Source organism: Pseudoalteromonas sp. CO325X, from assembly GCF_004208955.1.
Taxonomy (GTDB): Bacteria; Pseudomonadota; Gammaproteobacteria; order Enterobacterales; family Alteromonadaceae; genus Pseudoalteromonas; species Pseudoalteromonas ruthenica.
The window spans coordinates 16,800-31,238 of the sequence record NZ_SGPG01000019.1; the positions used below are offsets into that span (position 1 = coordinate 16,800).

Genomic DNA, 14,439 nt, shown 5'->3' on the forward strand with positions numbered 1-14,439 from the left:
GAATTAGCTCTCCTTGTGGCGCGCGCTGTGCTCATCACGCTGCCAAAAATCAAAAAAATTAAACCATTGGTAAGGGTACTGCTGCACAACAGTCTCTAGCTCCTGCACGTAATCTTGGATTATTTTCTCCAGCGCCTGTTGCCTGCTCTTGCGCGGTAACGACAAGCCGTCGCTGTATTTGTTAAAGTGCACATCAAAGCCGCGTCCGTTGCGCATGCAAAATAGCCAATAAATGGGACACTCCAGTAACGCGGCTAAAATAAAAGGCCCTTGCGCAAACGGCGCGGGGCGGCCTAAAAAAGGACAATATTGCACGCGCCCGATTGCCGTGGTGCTGGTTCTATCACCGACGATAACCACAAACTCTCCCTGCTCGACCTTGGATTTTAGTAAAATCGCCAAGTCCGGACCGAGTTCACTCACCTGGATAAGGTTAACTGAGACATTGGGGTTAATGCGTTGCAAGGTGCGGTTAAACTCCACTGCATGATGGGTAAACACCAACACATTGATTACGCAGTGGCTATGGCGCATACCTAACGCCCGGCACACCTCCAAGTTTCCCAGGTGGGAGCCAATAAAAATAGCCCCTTGCTTATGCGCCACTAAATCATCAAACAAATGCTGATTACGGTAATTGATTTGCGCTGGGCTAATGCGACCTAACCAAGCATCTATTTTATCAAAGGCGCTATCGGCAAAGGTACAGAAATGTTTTAGCCCGGTGCCAAAACGCCACGGTGGCTGGTTGCTGTTGTACCCATGTAAATTCTGCCAGTACTGCTTTGTGGCTGCGCGCGCCTTGCCCCCGGTAAGGTAAAAGTAAAACACCACAGGAAAAAGAAACACCCACAGCACCTTGCGACCAAAGAGCTTGTAGACCGCCAATAAAAACTGCATGCCCCAATAACTGCCGCGTTCCTGCATTTTCGACCAATGTGTTTGGCTCATGAGTCTACCCTGGGTTTGCGCAGCAATAACTTAGGTAACCGAGGCAGCATGGCGAAAAATAATCGCGTATGCAGCCAGCTAATTTTGAGATTATCGTGCAGCGGCTGAAAGTGTGAAACGCCCTGCTCTGGATAGATCACCTGGGTATCGATAAACAGCGAAGGAACACCTCGCCAATACAGACGCACCATGACCTCAATATCAAAATCCATACGCGTCCCCAAGGCACGGCTATCAAACAAGGCGATACACGGGGCCAGTGGATAAACACGAAAGCCACACATGGAGTCTTTAATCGACAGGCTCAGGGTTTCTACCCACACCCAAAAGTGGGTGATATAGCGGCTTAAATAGCGATGCTTGGGCACCGACTCATCATACACCGGACGACCGCTGATAAGGCAATGGGGGTGAGCCTTGGCTTTAGCGATAAGCTTTTGCATATCGGCCAAACAATGTTGACCATCGGCGTCTACTTGCAAGGCATGAGTGTACCCTTGAGCATAGGCCCAGCGCAGTCCGGTTTGCACCGCCGCGCCTTTGCCACCATTAACCTGGTGCCTAAGTAAATGTAAACAATCAAAGCGCTCGTTTAACTGCTGCAAATAACGCTGTGCTGAAACTGCACTGCCATCATCCACCATCACAATATCCAGGCCCATAGGCTCAAGTTCAGCAATGACATCGGCAATCACCTGCGTATGGTTATAGTTGGGGATCACAATGCACAGTTTCATGCGTCACTCGCAAACACAATACGACCGCTGGCATGCTGGCCTTTGTGCGAATAATACCGAAAAGTGAACTTATGCTCGCTTTTTTTCTCAAGCGCTAGGGTCACTTCCAGCCCTGGGGTCATGACCACCTGAAACTTGAGGACTTCGACATTTTCAACCGCATTATGGTAGCCAAAATATTTGCGTCCATAGTGGATGGCCCAATCCAGTTGCACCACCCCGGCCAAAATCGGCGCATCGGGAAAGTGGCCCTTAAAGTAATCAAGCTGGGGCGCAAGCGATAAGGTTAGCAATACCTCATCCGCTTGCTCATCAACGCCAACAATATCGGGGTGAGTGACTTTAAAATCAGTCAAAATACGACTCCAGTTCACTGGGCACTAATTTGCCTTGTGAGTTGTAGGGTAAGCTTTGCAGATAGCGCCATTTACGCGGCAAACAGACCGCTTCGAATTCTAGACCAAGGTGCACTTTTAGGGTTTGGCTAATATGTTTACGCGGACATTGTTCGAACTGTTCTAGGCCCTCGCGAGTGAGCACCACAAGCGCGCCGAGGCGACCCGTACTTAACTGCATAATGGCCGCATGCTTGACCCAGGGGTGAGCTATTAGTCGGGCCTCCATACCCACTAGGTTCACCCGCTTTTCCGCCACTTTAACAGTGCGGTCGGCGCGCCCTAAAAGCATAAACTCGCCGTTGCTTAACAGCTGAACTTTGTCATCTAAGCGCATTGGCTCGTCTAATAATGGCGATTTTAGTGTTAGTTGTCCGTTGTGACGCCCCAAGGCAACACCTGGGAACGGCTGCCAAGGCACAGCGCCGCTGGTGCTGACTTGGCGATAAGCAATGCCACCAGTTTCTGTGCTGCCATACACTTGGATAATGGCGCGCTCGAACTGCTGATACAAGTGTGTTGCGTCGCTGTCCTCTAGCGGTCCACCGGAAGAAAATAGCAGTGCGAGATTGCTGCGCTTGCCACCGAGGACATTATCTTGCACTAACCGCGAATACTGCGCCGGGGAGGCAATCAGTACCCAGTTGTTAGGCGCTTGGGAATCAATATACTGCGCTAGGTGCTCAGGATAGTGGAACATTGGTCCGTGCCAGCAATGGCCGAAACGGGCGGGCCATAATACTTTAAAAAGTAAACCGTAAATATGCTGATGGGACACCATAGCCACAAACCGTGGTGAGTCAGTAGCAAGGCGAGCCATAAAGGTTTGCTCGAGTGTGTTGAGCTCGCGATTTATCGCTGTCCAAGTTTTGTATATGGCTTTCGCAGGCCCACTGCTTCCTGAGGTAAAGAAGATCAACCGACCGCTTATTTTATCATTCGGCCAATAGATATCGTCATTGCGCTGTTCGGCCAATGATGAGCTGGACGTATCGTCGAGCGCCTCATCAATATAGCTAAACCCGCCTTCAGAGGCTGCACTGTGTTCGCCGCAAAAAAATGCGCTTAACTGACGCATTTTCACCAGGGTCTGCGGTTGCGCATTAGGCGGTAAGATAATGTCTATGGGGGTTTGTGCTAACGCCATGAGGCGGATAAAAAATTCAACGCTGTCGCTGTGGTACAGCACCACCGCTGTGCTCATATCTAGCTTTTTATAATGTGCGCTAAACGCATTGATACGCTTAATCAGTGTATCAGCAGTGATGAAGGCGTTCTCGTCACTGGCACAATTTGGCGCCAATAGGTCGATTAATTTATTTAAGCTGTCCATTGCTCTTTAACCACATTCTATAAGCAAACTCACCGCCACCCAAAATGCCCATCGCCATATAGGCGACTAAGCCATTGTACACAGTCCAAAGCACCATATCTTCTAGTAGCACGGTGTAGGCAGCAAGAGCCGCATTGAGCACAAAGAAAACGGACCATATTTGCGTCACTCGATAGGTGTAACGCACGCCTTGGTCGCTTAATTGTGGCTCGCGCAGTCTTGCAAAGCGTTCTATCATGCTGGGTTTATGCACCAGTGTATAAGCGAACGCTGCCGCCATAACAAGATTAACAATCACCGGATACCATTGCAGTCGCTGAGGCTGTGCGCTCACTAAGGCACTGGCCACTAAAATAACGCCTGCCACGGAAGTGGGTAATAGCCAGCCACCCAGCACTTGAATACGCAAGCTCAAAGCGGCACGAATAATAAGCAAAGCCAATAACAGCCACATGATTTGTTGACTATATCCTTGGGATAAACCGAGATACACCAATACAGGGTAAGCCAGCAAACAAATAGACAGCAGCGTGTTAATAATTGCTTTGAGCATGAGGTGCCTTAAGCGACTAGTTTATGTACTTCGTCAACCACATCCGATACCGTGCGTACCTGCTTAAAGGCTTCAGGTTCGATCTTTTTACCGGTGATTTCACGCAGCTTCACGACTAAGTCGACGGCATCAATGCTATCGAGATCGAGATCTTCATACAAGCTGGCTTGCATGGAGATATCATCGGCTTCAATTTCAAAGTCGTTTTCTAAAATGCCACGTAATACGTCGTAAATTTCAGCAGCGGTTTTCATGTCTTCTTCACTCTTAGGTGTTGTTGCGGGATTGTTCGATAAACTCAGCGAGCGCATTAATTGAGGCAAAATGCGCTTTGGTTTGCTCTGAATTGGCATCAATTTTCACATTAAACTCTTTTTTAATCGCCAAGCCGAGCTCTAAAGCATCGATGCTATCTAGACCAAGGCCGTCAACAAACAAAGGTTCGCTGTCATCAATGTCATCAACGCTGACATCTTCCAGGTCTAAACTGTTTATAATTAGTTGTTTTAGTTGTAATTTTAACTCATTCATAATTTTTCTACTTGGTTATGAAAATAGGTTTGCAAATACCGAGTCAGCGCGCGCGATTGCACACTTACCGGTTGTTCATCTTGCAGCCGTGGCTGCGGCTGCTCTTGGGCAACTTGCAGATGCATGTGCGCTTTCACGGGCGCCACTCGATACCAAGGCACCCCTTTAGTTAAGGTGCTCGGCTGCATTGTAATTAACACCGCCCTTATGGGACATTGTGCTCGTAAAGCAATATTTGCCGCTCCACGCTTAAAACGGTTTAGGTTGCCACCTTGAGAGCGCGTACCTTCCGGAAATATAATGAGATTATTACCTTGTGCTAAAGAGCGCTCACAATCTTCGAGCAGACCTTGTGGGTCGGCATTACTTATATAGCCAGTGCTTTTTATCACCCCACGCATAAACGGGTTTTTAAATAAGTGGGCTTTAACAACACAATCAGCATTGGGAATGGCAGATATCAGCACCACTACGTCAATGAGGCTGGGGTGATTAGCCAACACCAACTCCCCTTTTAGCGTTTTCAGCACCTGTTTGTCATACACGTGAAAACCAATAACGCCCAAGGTATCCATCAATGCCACGAAGAAGCGAAAGCTATAATGCACCACTTTTCGAGCCCGAGCTTGACGCACATGTGGGTCGTGATAACACACACGCTGTAGCGGGAAGACCAATACACTGAGCACAACACCGCCAAGACCAAAGACACTGAAACAAAAACCAGTGCCCAGCACACGCCAACAATAGTTCAGTTTACTGAGCATAATGCCAACGCCACTTTCCTACATCTATCGACTGATTGTGGATTGCGGCGTGCGCAAACCGTAGCGCCGATAAAGACGGTTCTGGTTGAGCATCAAGCAACTCTTGAAGGTCATAGCCATGCCCATTGATATTTTTTTTCAGTACTAAGGCAACACAATGTTCCACCTGTTCTTCGTCAGCGTATTGGGCGTATATGTCAGGGAGTGCCCTATCCACATGAAGAAGTAAAACTCGCTCAGTATCACCACTGTGTAGCTGCAAGTAAGCTTCGATGAGCGCACTTGAGAAAGTGCTCCGACCACCTGCGATCGCACTTACTGCAGCGGTATTGTTTGTTAGTATTGATAACAAACCGGAAACTGCATTGTGTACGGAAAGACCAAATTGAGTTGGCGACAATGGCTGCTGTTCAACTAATTGCTCGAGTAAGTCAGACGTTTTATGTAAATCGCCATGACGCGAGGAGAACACAACAGGCATTGCGTGTGCATCTGTATTAACCATATTGGCACAGCTAAGCGCCATTTTCGCAAATAAGCTCAGACGCCGGCGCTGCATCGGCTTCACCCAGCTGACATCAATGTCGCTGTTGATTGTTGCCAAAGAAGCAATAACGTCTGTCATTGCTGGGTCTTTGACCTCAGCCGTCGGCGGCACATACATCGCTAACTTTTCAACAGCACACTTCATCGCTAAAGTCCGTTTTCCACAAGGGCGCAAATAGTACTGGATTGTTATTTAAATAGCAAAAAATGTAGCACTAATTAACTGCAGGTTAAGGGAGTGAAGTGTCCATGCGGTGCCACGGCTATTGCAGGTTCTCAACAAAGAAGTGAATGGCGAGTGCGCAACGCGCACTCTAGCTTTGGGCTTGGTTGCTTTAGATATACACGACGTCCTGTTTATCAATCATTCGCGGCTGCGCGTCGCCAACTAGCTCACCGCGTTGCAATTGCGCCATGAGCGCCTGACCTTGGGCTTGCTGCTGCTCGCTCAGTGGCACATATGGAAGTCTAAACACCGGTTTAACCGCTGCGGTCATCGCCAACGCGGTGTTGATGGCAACCGGGTTGGGTTCGCAAAACAGCCACTGCATGAGCGGCTTAAGCTCCTCATTGCGCTGCGGTTGTGGTGTGCGCATCAAATCGCAAAATAACTCAGGTATCAGGTTAGTTGTTACTGAAATCACACCGTGAGCATCAAACTCATGGATCGCATCATGCGCTTCGTCGTCATTGCCTGACCAGCAAGCAATGCCCTGGCGCTCGTAGGCGGCAATACGTTCATTACCACCGCACTCCTTAACGCCGACAAAGTTTTTATGCTCTGCAAGCGGAGTCATAATATCAGGAGTCAAATCCTGACCCGTACGCCCAGGTACGTTGTAAATAAACGCAGGGCCAATATCAAGAAGGCGGCTAAAGTGCTCCTTCAACCCCGCCTCAGAGGTACGCCCATAATAAGGATTAATCTGCAACGATGCATGCATCCCTGTTGCGAACCCATAGGTGGTTGCTTTAATCGCTTCGCGGGTGTTGTTACTGCCAGTGTTCCCCACTATCAATAACTTATCTGCAAACTGCGAAACACTGTGGGCAATAAGCATCAAGTGCTCTTCCCAATTCATCAGTTGACCTTCACCCGTAGTACCGCCGACCACAATACCATCAACGCCAGCGGCGATTTGTCTTTCAACTAGTTTATCGAAGGTGGATAGGCACACCTCACCCGATTGTGTATAAGGCGTTTTTATCGCCGTGATCACACGAGCTTGGCGTATTTTTTCCATTGAGCGCATAGAAATAATCTCATTTATTCTTTTATAGCAACATTTAATCATATCCATCGTCGCAATGGCAGATGTCTATGACTGATTGACGTGTTTATGCTAGCAAATTATACACCTTGCATCTGAATTGCATTTGAACCACAATAACTGTACATATATACAGTCACCTGAATTTACCAATGCATCTACTCGACTACCTTGAACAGTTCTACTACCGCGAAGAGTCATTGTGTCAGTTGCTCGGTGTAGAGCAAGAACAATTACAACACTGGCAACACTTACGCATATTTCCTCAGGCCAGCTATAGCCTTGAGAACAGTATTCAGTGCCACTCTTACCAAGGGATCTTTCCCTGCCAAGTATTTTGGCAGTATTATCCCGTAGCTATGCAAGATTGGGGCAGACAGCTGCAAAAGTCCGATATTGAAAGTGCTAGTACGGCATTTATTCTATTTGCTCAACGTGCGCAGGGGGCGTTACAAAACCTGCAACAAGACGGCGTATTTATTGATGAAAGTTATACCGAAGACTTTGACGAGCGGCTCACCCACCTTTGGCAACAATTTCTCACTGGCCAATTCGGTACACAAACTCGCAATGGGCAAATAGAAGAAATCATGCAAATGGATGCATTGCGTTATAGTATTGATACTATTACTGAAGGACTCACTGCTCAGGCTCTCGACAAAACCCAACGTCAACAGTTACACCCTATTATGAAACAGTTTTCCAAAGTGTTGATTCAGCCGCCAAGTCATGAATATGACCAGTCTTTGCGTGCTCGCTACCTGGATAAATTGACCATGAAGTACGATTTATCAGTAAAAATGTAGAGTGGCTGTGCGACATCACGTGGTTCGCCAACAAATAATAGTGTGAGGCCAGTACGCCTTTATATAACTTGGCGTGCTCAGCCCTATGTATTTGCCAATCAGGGCGCAAAATAACGCACCCGCCTCTACTAGCTCAGCACTTTAATACTAAACATCACTGTGCACGGCTTCTGACCTGCGCGTTGTAATAAACACGTCAAGCACATTCTTGCCAAGCAAATGAGAATTAGTTGCAACAAACATTAACAATGTGATATGTTATCACATAATTAAGGAGGTATTGCTATGAAACCTAATATTCACCCTCGCTACCAAAAAGTGGCCTTCCATGATACATCAGCTGATCAATACTTTGTGATTGGTTCAACCATTCATACAGACAGAACTGTAACCCTTGATGGCGTTTCCTACCCTTACGTCGCTATTGATATTTCTAGTGCGTCTCACCCCTTCTACACCGGCAAACAAAAAGCCGTAGGTAAAGATGGCCGTATTGCCCAATTTAACCGTCGTTTTAAAGGCTTAGGAGCAAGAAAATGAAAGTATTGAGCTCTTTAAAAAGCGCCAAGAGTCGCCCCGGTACACAAGTGGTAAAACGTCGCGGCCGCGTATTCGTTATTTGCAAAACCAACCCTCGCTTTAAAGCAGTGCAAGGAAAAGGCGGCAAAAACCGCAAATAATATAAAATTGGTGCGTAAATAACCAATTGACTGTTTACGTACCAGTCTAAACTTTACTGTTTGTGGCCCTATGCATACACTTAAACCTCTTCCGCTATTGCATGGTCACGATGAAGTATCTTCTGTTTACACTGCTCTGTTATATCGCCCTCGCCTTTATCAGCCCCCAAGTCGAGGCGCAAGCGGCATCACCAGCGCTAAAAGTCTACTTTGTGAATCCCGGTCATCAATTTAATAATGCCACGGGTTTATTTTGGCGTGATGTGAGCTCCGCCATGAACAGCGTCGCAGAGGATTTAAATATCGAATTGACGGTGAGTTACGCCAACCGAAACCACATCTTAATGAAGTCGCAGCTACGCCAAGCAATGAGCAGTGATGCCGACTACCTTGTTGTGGTTGACGAAAAAAAGGCGGTAACACAGTGGCTCAACGGCGCTCCCGAGATCACTAAGCCTATTTTGTTTATATTTAACGCCCCAGATGACGAGGTGTTAGAAACTAAACCACAATGGTTCATTGGTTATCTTGCCCCCAATAACTTCGACGCAGGCTATCAGTTGGCAAATGCTTTATACCACATTGCGAAGTCGCGCTTTGCTCATGGCACAACCCTCAACTTATTAGCTCTGCATGGAGATTACAGCACTGACTCGGCAATCAGCCGCAAGCATGGCTTAGAACTTTTCTTACGCCAGCACCACGATATTAAGTTAGTACACAGCGATGTCGCTAATTGGTCTCAAGAGGAAGGGTTTCGAAAAAGTATCCGAGCCTTAGCCCGGTTCAAAGAAATTAATATGGTGTGGGCGGCCAATGACCCCATCGCCAACGGTGTTGTGCGTGCTGCCCGTAATGCTCGGGGAGAGACGCAGCCTGTTATCGGCGGTATCAATTGGGACAAGGTCCCAAGCAATGTCAGTGCAGATGTATCTGTCGGCGGGCATGTACTGTTAGGAGCCGCTGCGCTTATTGCTCTTTACGACGCCCATATACTTGAGCGGCCCTTCGGCTCTGATGCCAATTACCCAATATTCGCCGCCAATGATCCGCAATTTACGCCCCTTATTAATGCGTTGCACAATAAGGGACTAGGGGATATCGACTTTACTCGGTTTAGCAAAACTGCAGCGCAACCGTTAGATTTCACTTTATCTAACCTCGCGCAATGCTTAGCATCGCGCTGCCCTTAAAAACGAGTATTAATCGTTAGCCGAACAATAGCTCCCAGAAGCCTGGCGGTTCATGCAGCTCATGATACTTTTTACGCAGCATATCGATGTCTTTGAGAGTTTCACGGGCAGCCTCAAGTTGCCCCTGAGCAAGTTGTTGTTCAGCCGAGGCTATACGCTCAAGCACCTTATCCAACCCCTGTTGTGATTGCTCTGCTGCTTTTGAGAAGCGCGCTCGTTTGGCCTCTTGTACACGCTCTTTCAGGTCCTTCAGAGCATTACTCATGATTGTCGGTTGCTGCGCCTTCATTGCTTGTTTGTAGCTATGGCCCATGTTTTTCATCACCGCTTCAAGGTCGATCTGCTGAGATTGAGCCTGGGACAAACATGGCAAAGTAAATAAAATAAGGGCGCCGAAGCGCTTTAGTAATGGCAACATAGTTACATCTCTTGTCTTTTGAGTCGCTATTGTACCGATGCATCGACAGGACACAAGCGCCCTCTCAATCCCCTTTACACTTCGCCTCAAGCACTGTCGGTTCACTGTCTGGCTGGGCGTAGTGTAAGCGCCCCAGAGCGTGACCCACATGATAGCCATCTAACCCCGCCACCGCGACCGTTTGCAAGCTGTTGAGGTCGATATGGCCATCTTCAAACAAGGCCGGCTTCTTAAGTACCACCTGTTCGATTTCACCGATCAACATGATGGTACCGTTGTACTCTATTGGCTGCTCGCTTAGCAGCTTAACGCTATAACAAAGCTGACTCTCGGCCACACTGGGCGCGGGGCAATCAGCAATAAATTCGGCAGTGAGGCCAGTGGCTGAGAACTCACTCTCACCTGCTGGGTATTTGGCCGATGTTTGATGCGCCTGCTGCCAAAAGGACTGGTGAACTTGGTTCAAGGTGTACCAACCGGTTTCCCGAATATTGGCCAGAGTGTGGCGCTCGACCACATCCGGGCGCATGATCATCCCCACCAGCGGGGGCTGCGCCCCTAGGTGTACCACTGAGCTGACAATGGCAAGATTATGCCGACCTTGATGATCTGCAGTGCCCACTAAATTGGCACTTTTATAGCCAGACAAAGAGTTAATAAAATGAGCGCGATACCGCGATGGCATCTGCTCAATGTCGTGTTTACTAAAATGCATAAAAACGCTCTTAATAATTAAAATTGAATAGCAGATTTGTCCCAGTCAAAGTAGCCACACTCAGGTAAGTCCTGCGTTTCCAAAGTGAGCTCGCGCAGCCGCTGAGCCACAAACGCAGGCGTAAACAACTTGTGTTCGGGAACATTTTTTTGAAAAGGTTTAGACAGTGGTGTATCCGTGGTGCCAGGATGAAACAGCACGAATTTTGCTTGTTTGTGGGTGCGTCGAACCTCCACAGAAGCGGTTTTCACTAACATATTCAGTGCTGCCTTGGAGGCTCGATAACTGTACCACCCTCCCAATCGGTTATCGCTAATGCTGCCAACTCGGGCGCTAAAAATGGTTACCACAGACGGTTCATTACGAGGGACTAATACCGGTGTATGCTTAAGCCACAACATGGGAACGAGGGTGTTGGCTCTTATCACTTCATTGAATTGCTGTTCATTAAAGGCCGATAAAGATTTTTCTGGAGCCACGCCTTGGCCATGCAAAACACCATTGCAGATGTAGATATAGTCAAATCGCTGCCCGTTGAGCTCCTTTACCCATTCATTAATAGCCTCATCATCATAGTCAACGAGGGAATGCGGGCTGCGCTCAAGTTGACTACGCGAAACCGATGTAACCTCCACCTGTTGCTGTTCAAGCTCCTCAATAAGGGCTTTCGCGATTGCGCTGGAAGCGCCGATGATCAACGCCTGTTTCATGACTTGGGATTGCGACATTGGTTATTCGCACACTGACTAGGCATTAATAACCGAGAAACAGGGAGGCGATAACGAGCGAAGAGTCGGTAAGCGATATCCGCAAACCATTTAATGACCGGCCAGCGTAAAACAGCCAGCCATCGCATCTTGCCGACTTGTCGCCACACTCGCACCGTGGCATCTAAACCGAGGTACAATTGCCCCTGTTCGTCCACGGCATGCAAAATACGATTAGCAGCGCTGAATTGCACCTGCGGATAAGCGGCCATGGTATGACTATCGTGAATATCTACGAGCTGAACTTCATCTCGTATATCCGCTTGTTTTAGTTTTCTCATTTCCGCCACACACAGTGGACATTGCGCATCATAGAATAAGGTGATCATACTTACCTCCGCAAACAAATACGCACCATAGATGGGAGAGGATCAAAAAAGCCCTTGGCCGGAGCTCAAGGGCTTGTGTGATGCGTTGGCATCTATCAGTTAACTAGCATTACGCAACGTCGTGGTTTCACCATCGGCGCGCTCACCATTAGGAGTTAATAAGTTCATATCGTAATCAAACTCATCAACACGAATAGCCAGCTCACGCTTGTTGTTATAGTCGATCAGTGAAGCGTACTGCTGCGCGTCAATAACGCTTGCCGCTAACGCATTGTCGAGAGTTTCGCTAAAGCGCACGCCCGAGCGGATCTGTTTCGACTTAATAGCCTTGCGCACTTTCGCTAGGCTGTCTAGGTTAGCCAGTTTTGCTTTGTAAGCTTGCTCATTAATATCATGGCCATCACCTGGCGTTGGCTTAACGAGATGCGTCAGTTGCGCTTTAATATTGGTATCAAGCTGTGCTTGTTTCGCCAGCTCACGTACCAACTCGTCGCCGATAGCAGGCATCTTGTAGCCATACTGCCATGTCAAAAAGCGCATGAACTTACGCGTACCTGACGCGGGGAAGTTATCCAAAAATGCATGCAATGCCTTTTCCGCCTGCTGCAACGCCCAACGAGTTGCATAGTGGAAGTAAGGAGCTGCTTGCTCTCTATCCTCAGCACTGACTTTTTGCTCATAGTATTTAATAGATGCCATAGCTGCATACATGTAGCTCATCACGTCACCTAAACGCGCTGACAACATTTCTGCTTGCTTAAGCTTGCCACCTAACACCAATAGCGAGAAATCTGCGTACACCGCTAAACGAGAGGATAGCTTATGTACCGCTTTTTCATATTCACGCACCTCTGGCAAGTTTGATTGACTTGACGCAGTGAACGGGAGCATGCCGTGCTTAAATGCCCGAAGTGCGTTTGCTGTGCTATAACCCACAGTTTTGCGCAAGATGCGATTGAACGTCGCGTCGGCATCTTTTTCCTGTGAGTGAATCGCCTCAACCATGTTTTGCAGGTACGGGTGACAACGCATTACACCTTGACCAAAGATCATCAGGTTGCGCGTCAAAATGTTTGCGCCTTCAACGGTGATAGCGATAGGCTGCGCCACAAAGCCGCTAGCTAGGGTGTTTTGCGGGCCGCGTTGAATCGCTTTACCAGCTTGGATATCCATTGCTGAGTTAAGCACATCGCGACCAATTTCAGTCATGTGGTATTTGGCAATAGCGGTTACCACTGATGGCTTCAAGCCCATGCCAAGTCCTTCGGTGGTAAGCACTCGCATAGCTTCTTGCAAGTAAGTTTTACCGGCAATATCCGCGAGTTTTTCCTGGATACCCTCAAATTGGCCAATAGCCAAGCCGAATTGCTCACGCACAGCGGCGTATTCTGCTGCGCCTTTAAAGGATACTTGTGATACCGATACGCCCAGTGCAGGTAGTGAAATACCGCGTCCTGCGCCTAAACAGCTCACCAGCATTTGCCAACCACGACCAATATTCTGTTGTCCGCCGATGATGAACTCCATCGGGATGAAGACTTTCTCGCCGCGTGTCGTGCCATTATAAAAACGCACGCCCATCGGGTCGTGACGGTTACCTAATTGCACGCCAGGATGGTCATGAGGAATAAGCGCACAAGTGATACCTAGGTTTTCTTTGCCACCGAGTAGCCCATCAGGGTCAACTACTTTGAACGCCAAACCCAGTACAGTCGCGATAGGAGCTAAGGTGATATAACGTTTGTCCCAAGTGACCTCAAGACCCAATACTTTCTTACCCTCAAACTCGCCTTCTTTAACCACACCAATGTCTGGGATACCACCGGCGTCAGAGCCGGCCTCAGGGCTAGTTAGCGCGAAGCAAGGAATGTCGCGGCCATCAGCTAGGCGCGGTAAATAGTGGTTTTGTTGCTCGTCAGTGCCGTAGTGAAGCAGTAACTCACCTGGGCCTAGAGAGTTAGGCACCATGACCGTCACTGCCACCGCCGAGGATTTCGTTGAGATTGTCGCAACGATAGTAGAGTTTGCATATGGGCTGAACTCTAAACCGCCAAACTTTTTCGGGATGATTAACGAGAAAAAGCGCTCTTTTTTAAGAAATTCAAGAATATGCTCAGGCAGATGATTACCCGATTGGATTTCGGTCTCATCAATCATCTCAAGCAATTGTGCCACTGGGCCGTCGAGGAATGCCTGCTCTTCGGCACTCAAGGTTGCCGCTGGCACATCGCGCAGGGCAGCAAAGTCAGGTTTACCCCGGTAAATCGAGCCCTCTAACCAAACATCACCAGCGTCTAGCGCCTCTTGCTCGGTAACAGAAATACTCGGAAGGATTTTTTTCAATTTAGTACGTAAGCTCATAACCAACTCATCAGACCAGTTAATTTACCCACTATTACGGCATAAAAATACAAACAGATCAATTGGTCCAACCAGTTTTTTAACAG

General features: G+C 48.1%; 19 protein-coding genes. 4 read left to right on the forward strand and 15 right to left on the reverse strand.

The features are described from left to right. Positions 1-3: 3 nt before the first annotated feature. From EXT46_RS09550 to dapA, 10 genes are all read right to left on the reverse strand, one after another. Positions 4-951: an acyltransferase gene (locus EXT46_RS09550; RefSeq protein ID WP_130146916.1), complete on the reverse strand. Its 948-nt coding sequence runs from the start codon at positions 949-951 to the stop codon at positions 4-6. Continuing rightward, the gene (locus EXT46_RS09555) at positions 948-1,688 is read right to left on the reverse strand and encodes a glycosyltransferase family 2 protein (protein ID WP_130146918.1); all 741 of its coding nucleotides are present in this window, start codon (positions 1,686-1,688) and stop codon (positions 948-950) included. Before EXT46_RS09555 ends, EXT46_RS09550 begins: the two co-directional genes overlap by 4 nt. Further along, positions 1,685-2,044, reverse strand: a complete 360-nt coding sequence (locus EXT46_RS09560; protein ID WP_045979919.1) for a thioester dehydrase — start codon at positions 2,042-2,044, stop codon at positions 1,685-1,687. The genes EXT46_RS09555 and EXT46_RS09560 overlap by 4 nt, the downstream gene beginning before the upstream one ends. Beyond that, positions 2,037-3,416, reverse strand: coding sequence for an AMP-binding protein (locus EXT46_RS09565; protein ID WP_130146920.1), 1,380 nt, complete (start codon positions 3,414-3,416; stop codon positions 2,037-2,039). The genes EXT46_RS09560 and EXT46_RS09565 overlap by 8 nt, the downstream gene beginning before the upstream one ends. Then, entirely contained in the window at positions 3,400-3,969 is a 570-nt protein-coding gene (locus tag EXT46_RS09570; protein ID WP_130146922.1) for a hypothetical protein, read from the reverse strand. The genes EXT46_RS09565 and EXT46_RS09570 overlap by 17 nt, the downstream gene beginning before the upstream one ends. Before the next feature lie 8 nt (positions 3,970-3,977). Continuing rightward, on the reverse strand, positions 3,978-4,223 hold the full coding sequence (locus EXT46_RS09575; protein WP_022945170.1) for an acyl carrier protein: 246 nt from the start codon (positions 4,221-4,223) through the stop codon (positions 3,978-3,980). A 13-nt stretch (positions 4,224-4,236) separates the two neighbouring features. Beyond that, the gene (locus EXT46_RS09580) at positions 4,237-4,500 is read right to left on the reverse strand and encodes a phosphopantetheine-binding protein (protein ID WP_022945171.1); all 264 of its coding nucleotides are present in this window, start codon (positions 4,498-4,500) and stop codon (positions 4,237-4,239) included. Beyond that, positions 4,497-5,267, reverse strand: coding sequence for a lysophospholipid acyltransferase family protein (locus tag EXT46_RS09585; RefSeq protein WP_130146924.1), 771 nt, complete (start codon positions 5,265-5,267; stop codon positions 4,497-4,499). Before EXT46_RS09585 ends, EXT46_RS09580 begins: the two co-directional genes overlap by 4 nt. After that, the gene (locus tag EXT46_RS09590; RefSeq protein WP_130146926.1) at positions 5,257-5,958 is read right to left on the reverse strand and encodes a beta-ketoacyl synthase chain length factor; all 702 of its coding nucleotides are present in this window, start codon (positions 5,956-5,958) and stop codon (positions 5,257-5,259) included. The genes EXT46_RS09585 and EXT46_RS09590 overlap by 11 nt, the downstream gene beginning before the upstream one ends. A gap of 190 nt (positions 5,959-6,148) precedes the next feature. Further along, positions 6,149-7,066, reverse strand: a complete 918-nt coding sequence (dapA, locus tag EXT46_RS09595; RefSeq protein ID WP_130146928.1) for a 4-hydroxy-tetrahydrodipicolinate synthase — start codon at positions 7,064-7,066, stop codon at positions 6,149-6,151. A 170-nt stretch (positions 7,067-7,236) separates the two neighbouring features. Between dapA and EXT46_RS09600 the strand changes: the two genes are divergently transcribed. From EXT46_RS09600 to EXT46_RS09615, 4 genes are all read left to right on the forward strand, one after another. Then, positions 7,237-7,890: a DUF6058 family natural product biosynthesis protein gene (locus tag EXT46_RS09600; RefSeq protein ID WP_053909342.1), complete on the forward strand. Its 654-nt coding sequence runs from the start codon at positions 7,237-7,239 to the stop codon at positions 7,888-7,890. A gap of 285 nt (positions 7,891-8,175) precedes the next feature. After that, positions 8,176-8,430, forward strand: coding sequence for a type B 50S ribosomal protein L31 (locus tag EXT46_RS09605; protein ID WP_022945176.1), 255 nt, complete (start codon positions 8,176-8,178; stop codon positions 8,428-8,430). Continuing rightward, on the forward strand, positions 8,427-8,570 hold the full coding sequence (gene ykgO, locus EXT46_RS09610; RefSeq protein ID WP_130146930.1) for a type B 50S ribosomal protein L36: 144 nt from the start codon (positions 8,427-8,429) through the stop codon (positions 8,568-8,570). The genes EXT46_RS09605 and ykgO overlap by 4 nt, the downstream gene beginning before the upstream one ends. Before the next feature lie 110 nt (positions 8,571-8,680). Further along, a complete protein-coding gene (locus tag EXT46_RS09615) occupies positions 8,681-9,763 on the forward strand; it encodes a substrate-binding domain-containing protein (RefSeq protein ID WP_165381098.1) in 1,083 nt (360 codons plus the stop codon). A gap of 16 nt (positions 9,764-9,779) precedes the next feature. On the opposite strand, the gene EXT46_RS09620 is transcribed toward EXT46_RS09615, so the two are convergent. From EXT46_RS09620 to EXT46_RS09640, 5 genes are all read right to left on the reverse strand, one after another. After that, complete coding sequence (locus EXT46_RS09620; RefSeq protein ID WP_130146934.1) at positions 9,780-10,181, reverse strand: cytochrome b562; 402 nt, start codon at positions 10,179-10,181, stop codon at positions 9,780-9,782. A gap of 64 nt (positions 10,182-10,245) precedes the next feature. Further along, positions 10,246-10,896: a flavin reductase gene (locus EXT46_RS09625; protein ID WP_130146936.1), complete on the reverse strand. Its 651-nt coding sequence runs from the start codon at positions 10,894-10,896 to the stop codon at positions 10,246-10,248. A gap of 17 nt (positions 10,897-10,913) precedes the next feature. Next, positions 10,914-11,624 (reverse strand): SDR family NAD(P)-dependent oxidoreductase, encoded by a 711-nt coding sequence (locus tag EXT46_RS09630; protein ID WP_130146938.1) that lies wholly within the window; start codon positions 11,622-11,624, stop codon positions 10,914-10,916. Next, positions 11,603-11,992: a DUF393 domain-containing protein gene (locus tag EXT46_RS09635; RefSeq protein ID WP_130146940.1), complete on the reverse strand. Its 390-nt coding sequence runs from the start codon at positions 11,990-11,992 to the stop codon at positions 11,603-11,605. The genes EXT46_RS09630 and EXT46_RS09635 overlap by 22 nt, the downstream gene beginning before the upstream one ends. A 99-nt stretch (positions 11,993-12,091) precedes the next feature. Then, on the reverse strand, positions 12,092-14,353 hold the full coding sequence (locus EXT46_RS09640) for an acyl-CoA dehydrogenase (protein ID WP_022945183.1): 2,262 nt from the start codon (positions 14,351-14,353) through the stop codon (positions 12,092-12,094). Positions 14,354-14,439: the final 86 nt, after the last annotated feature.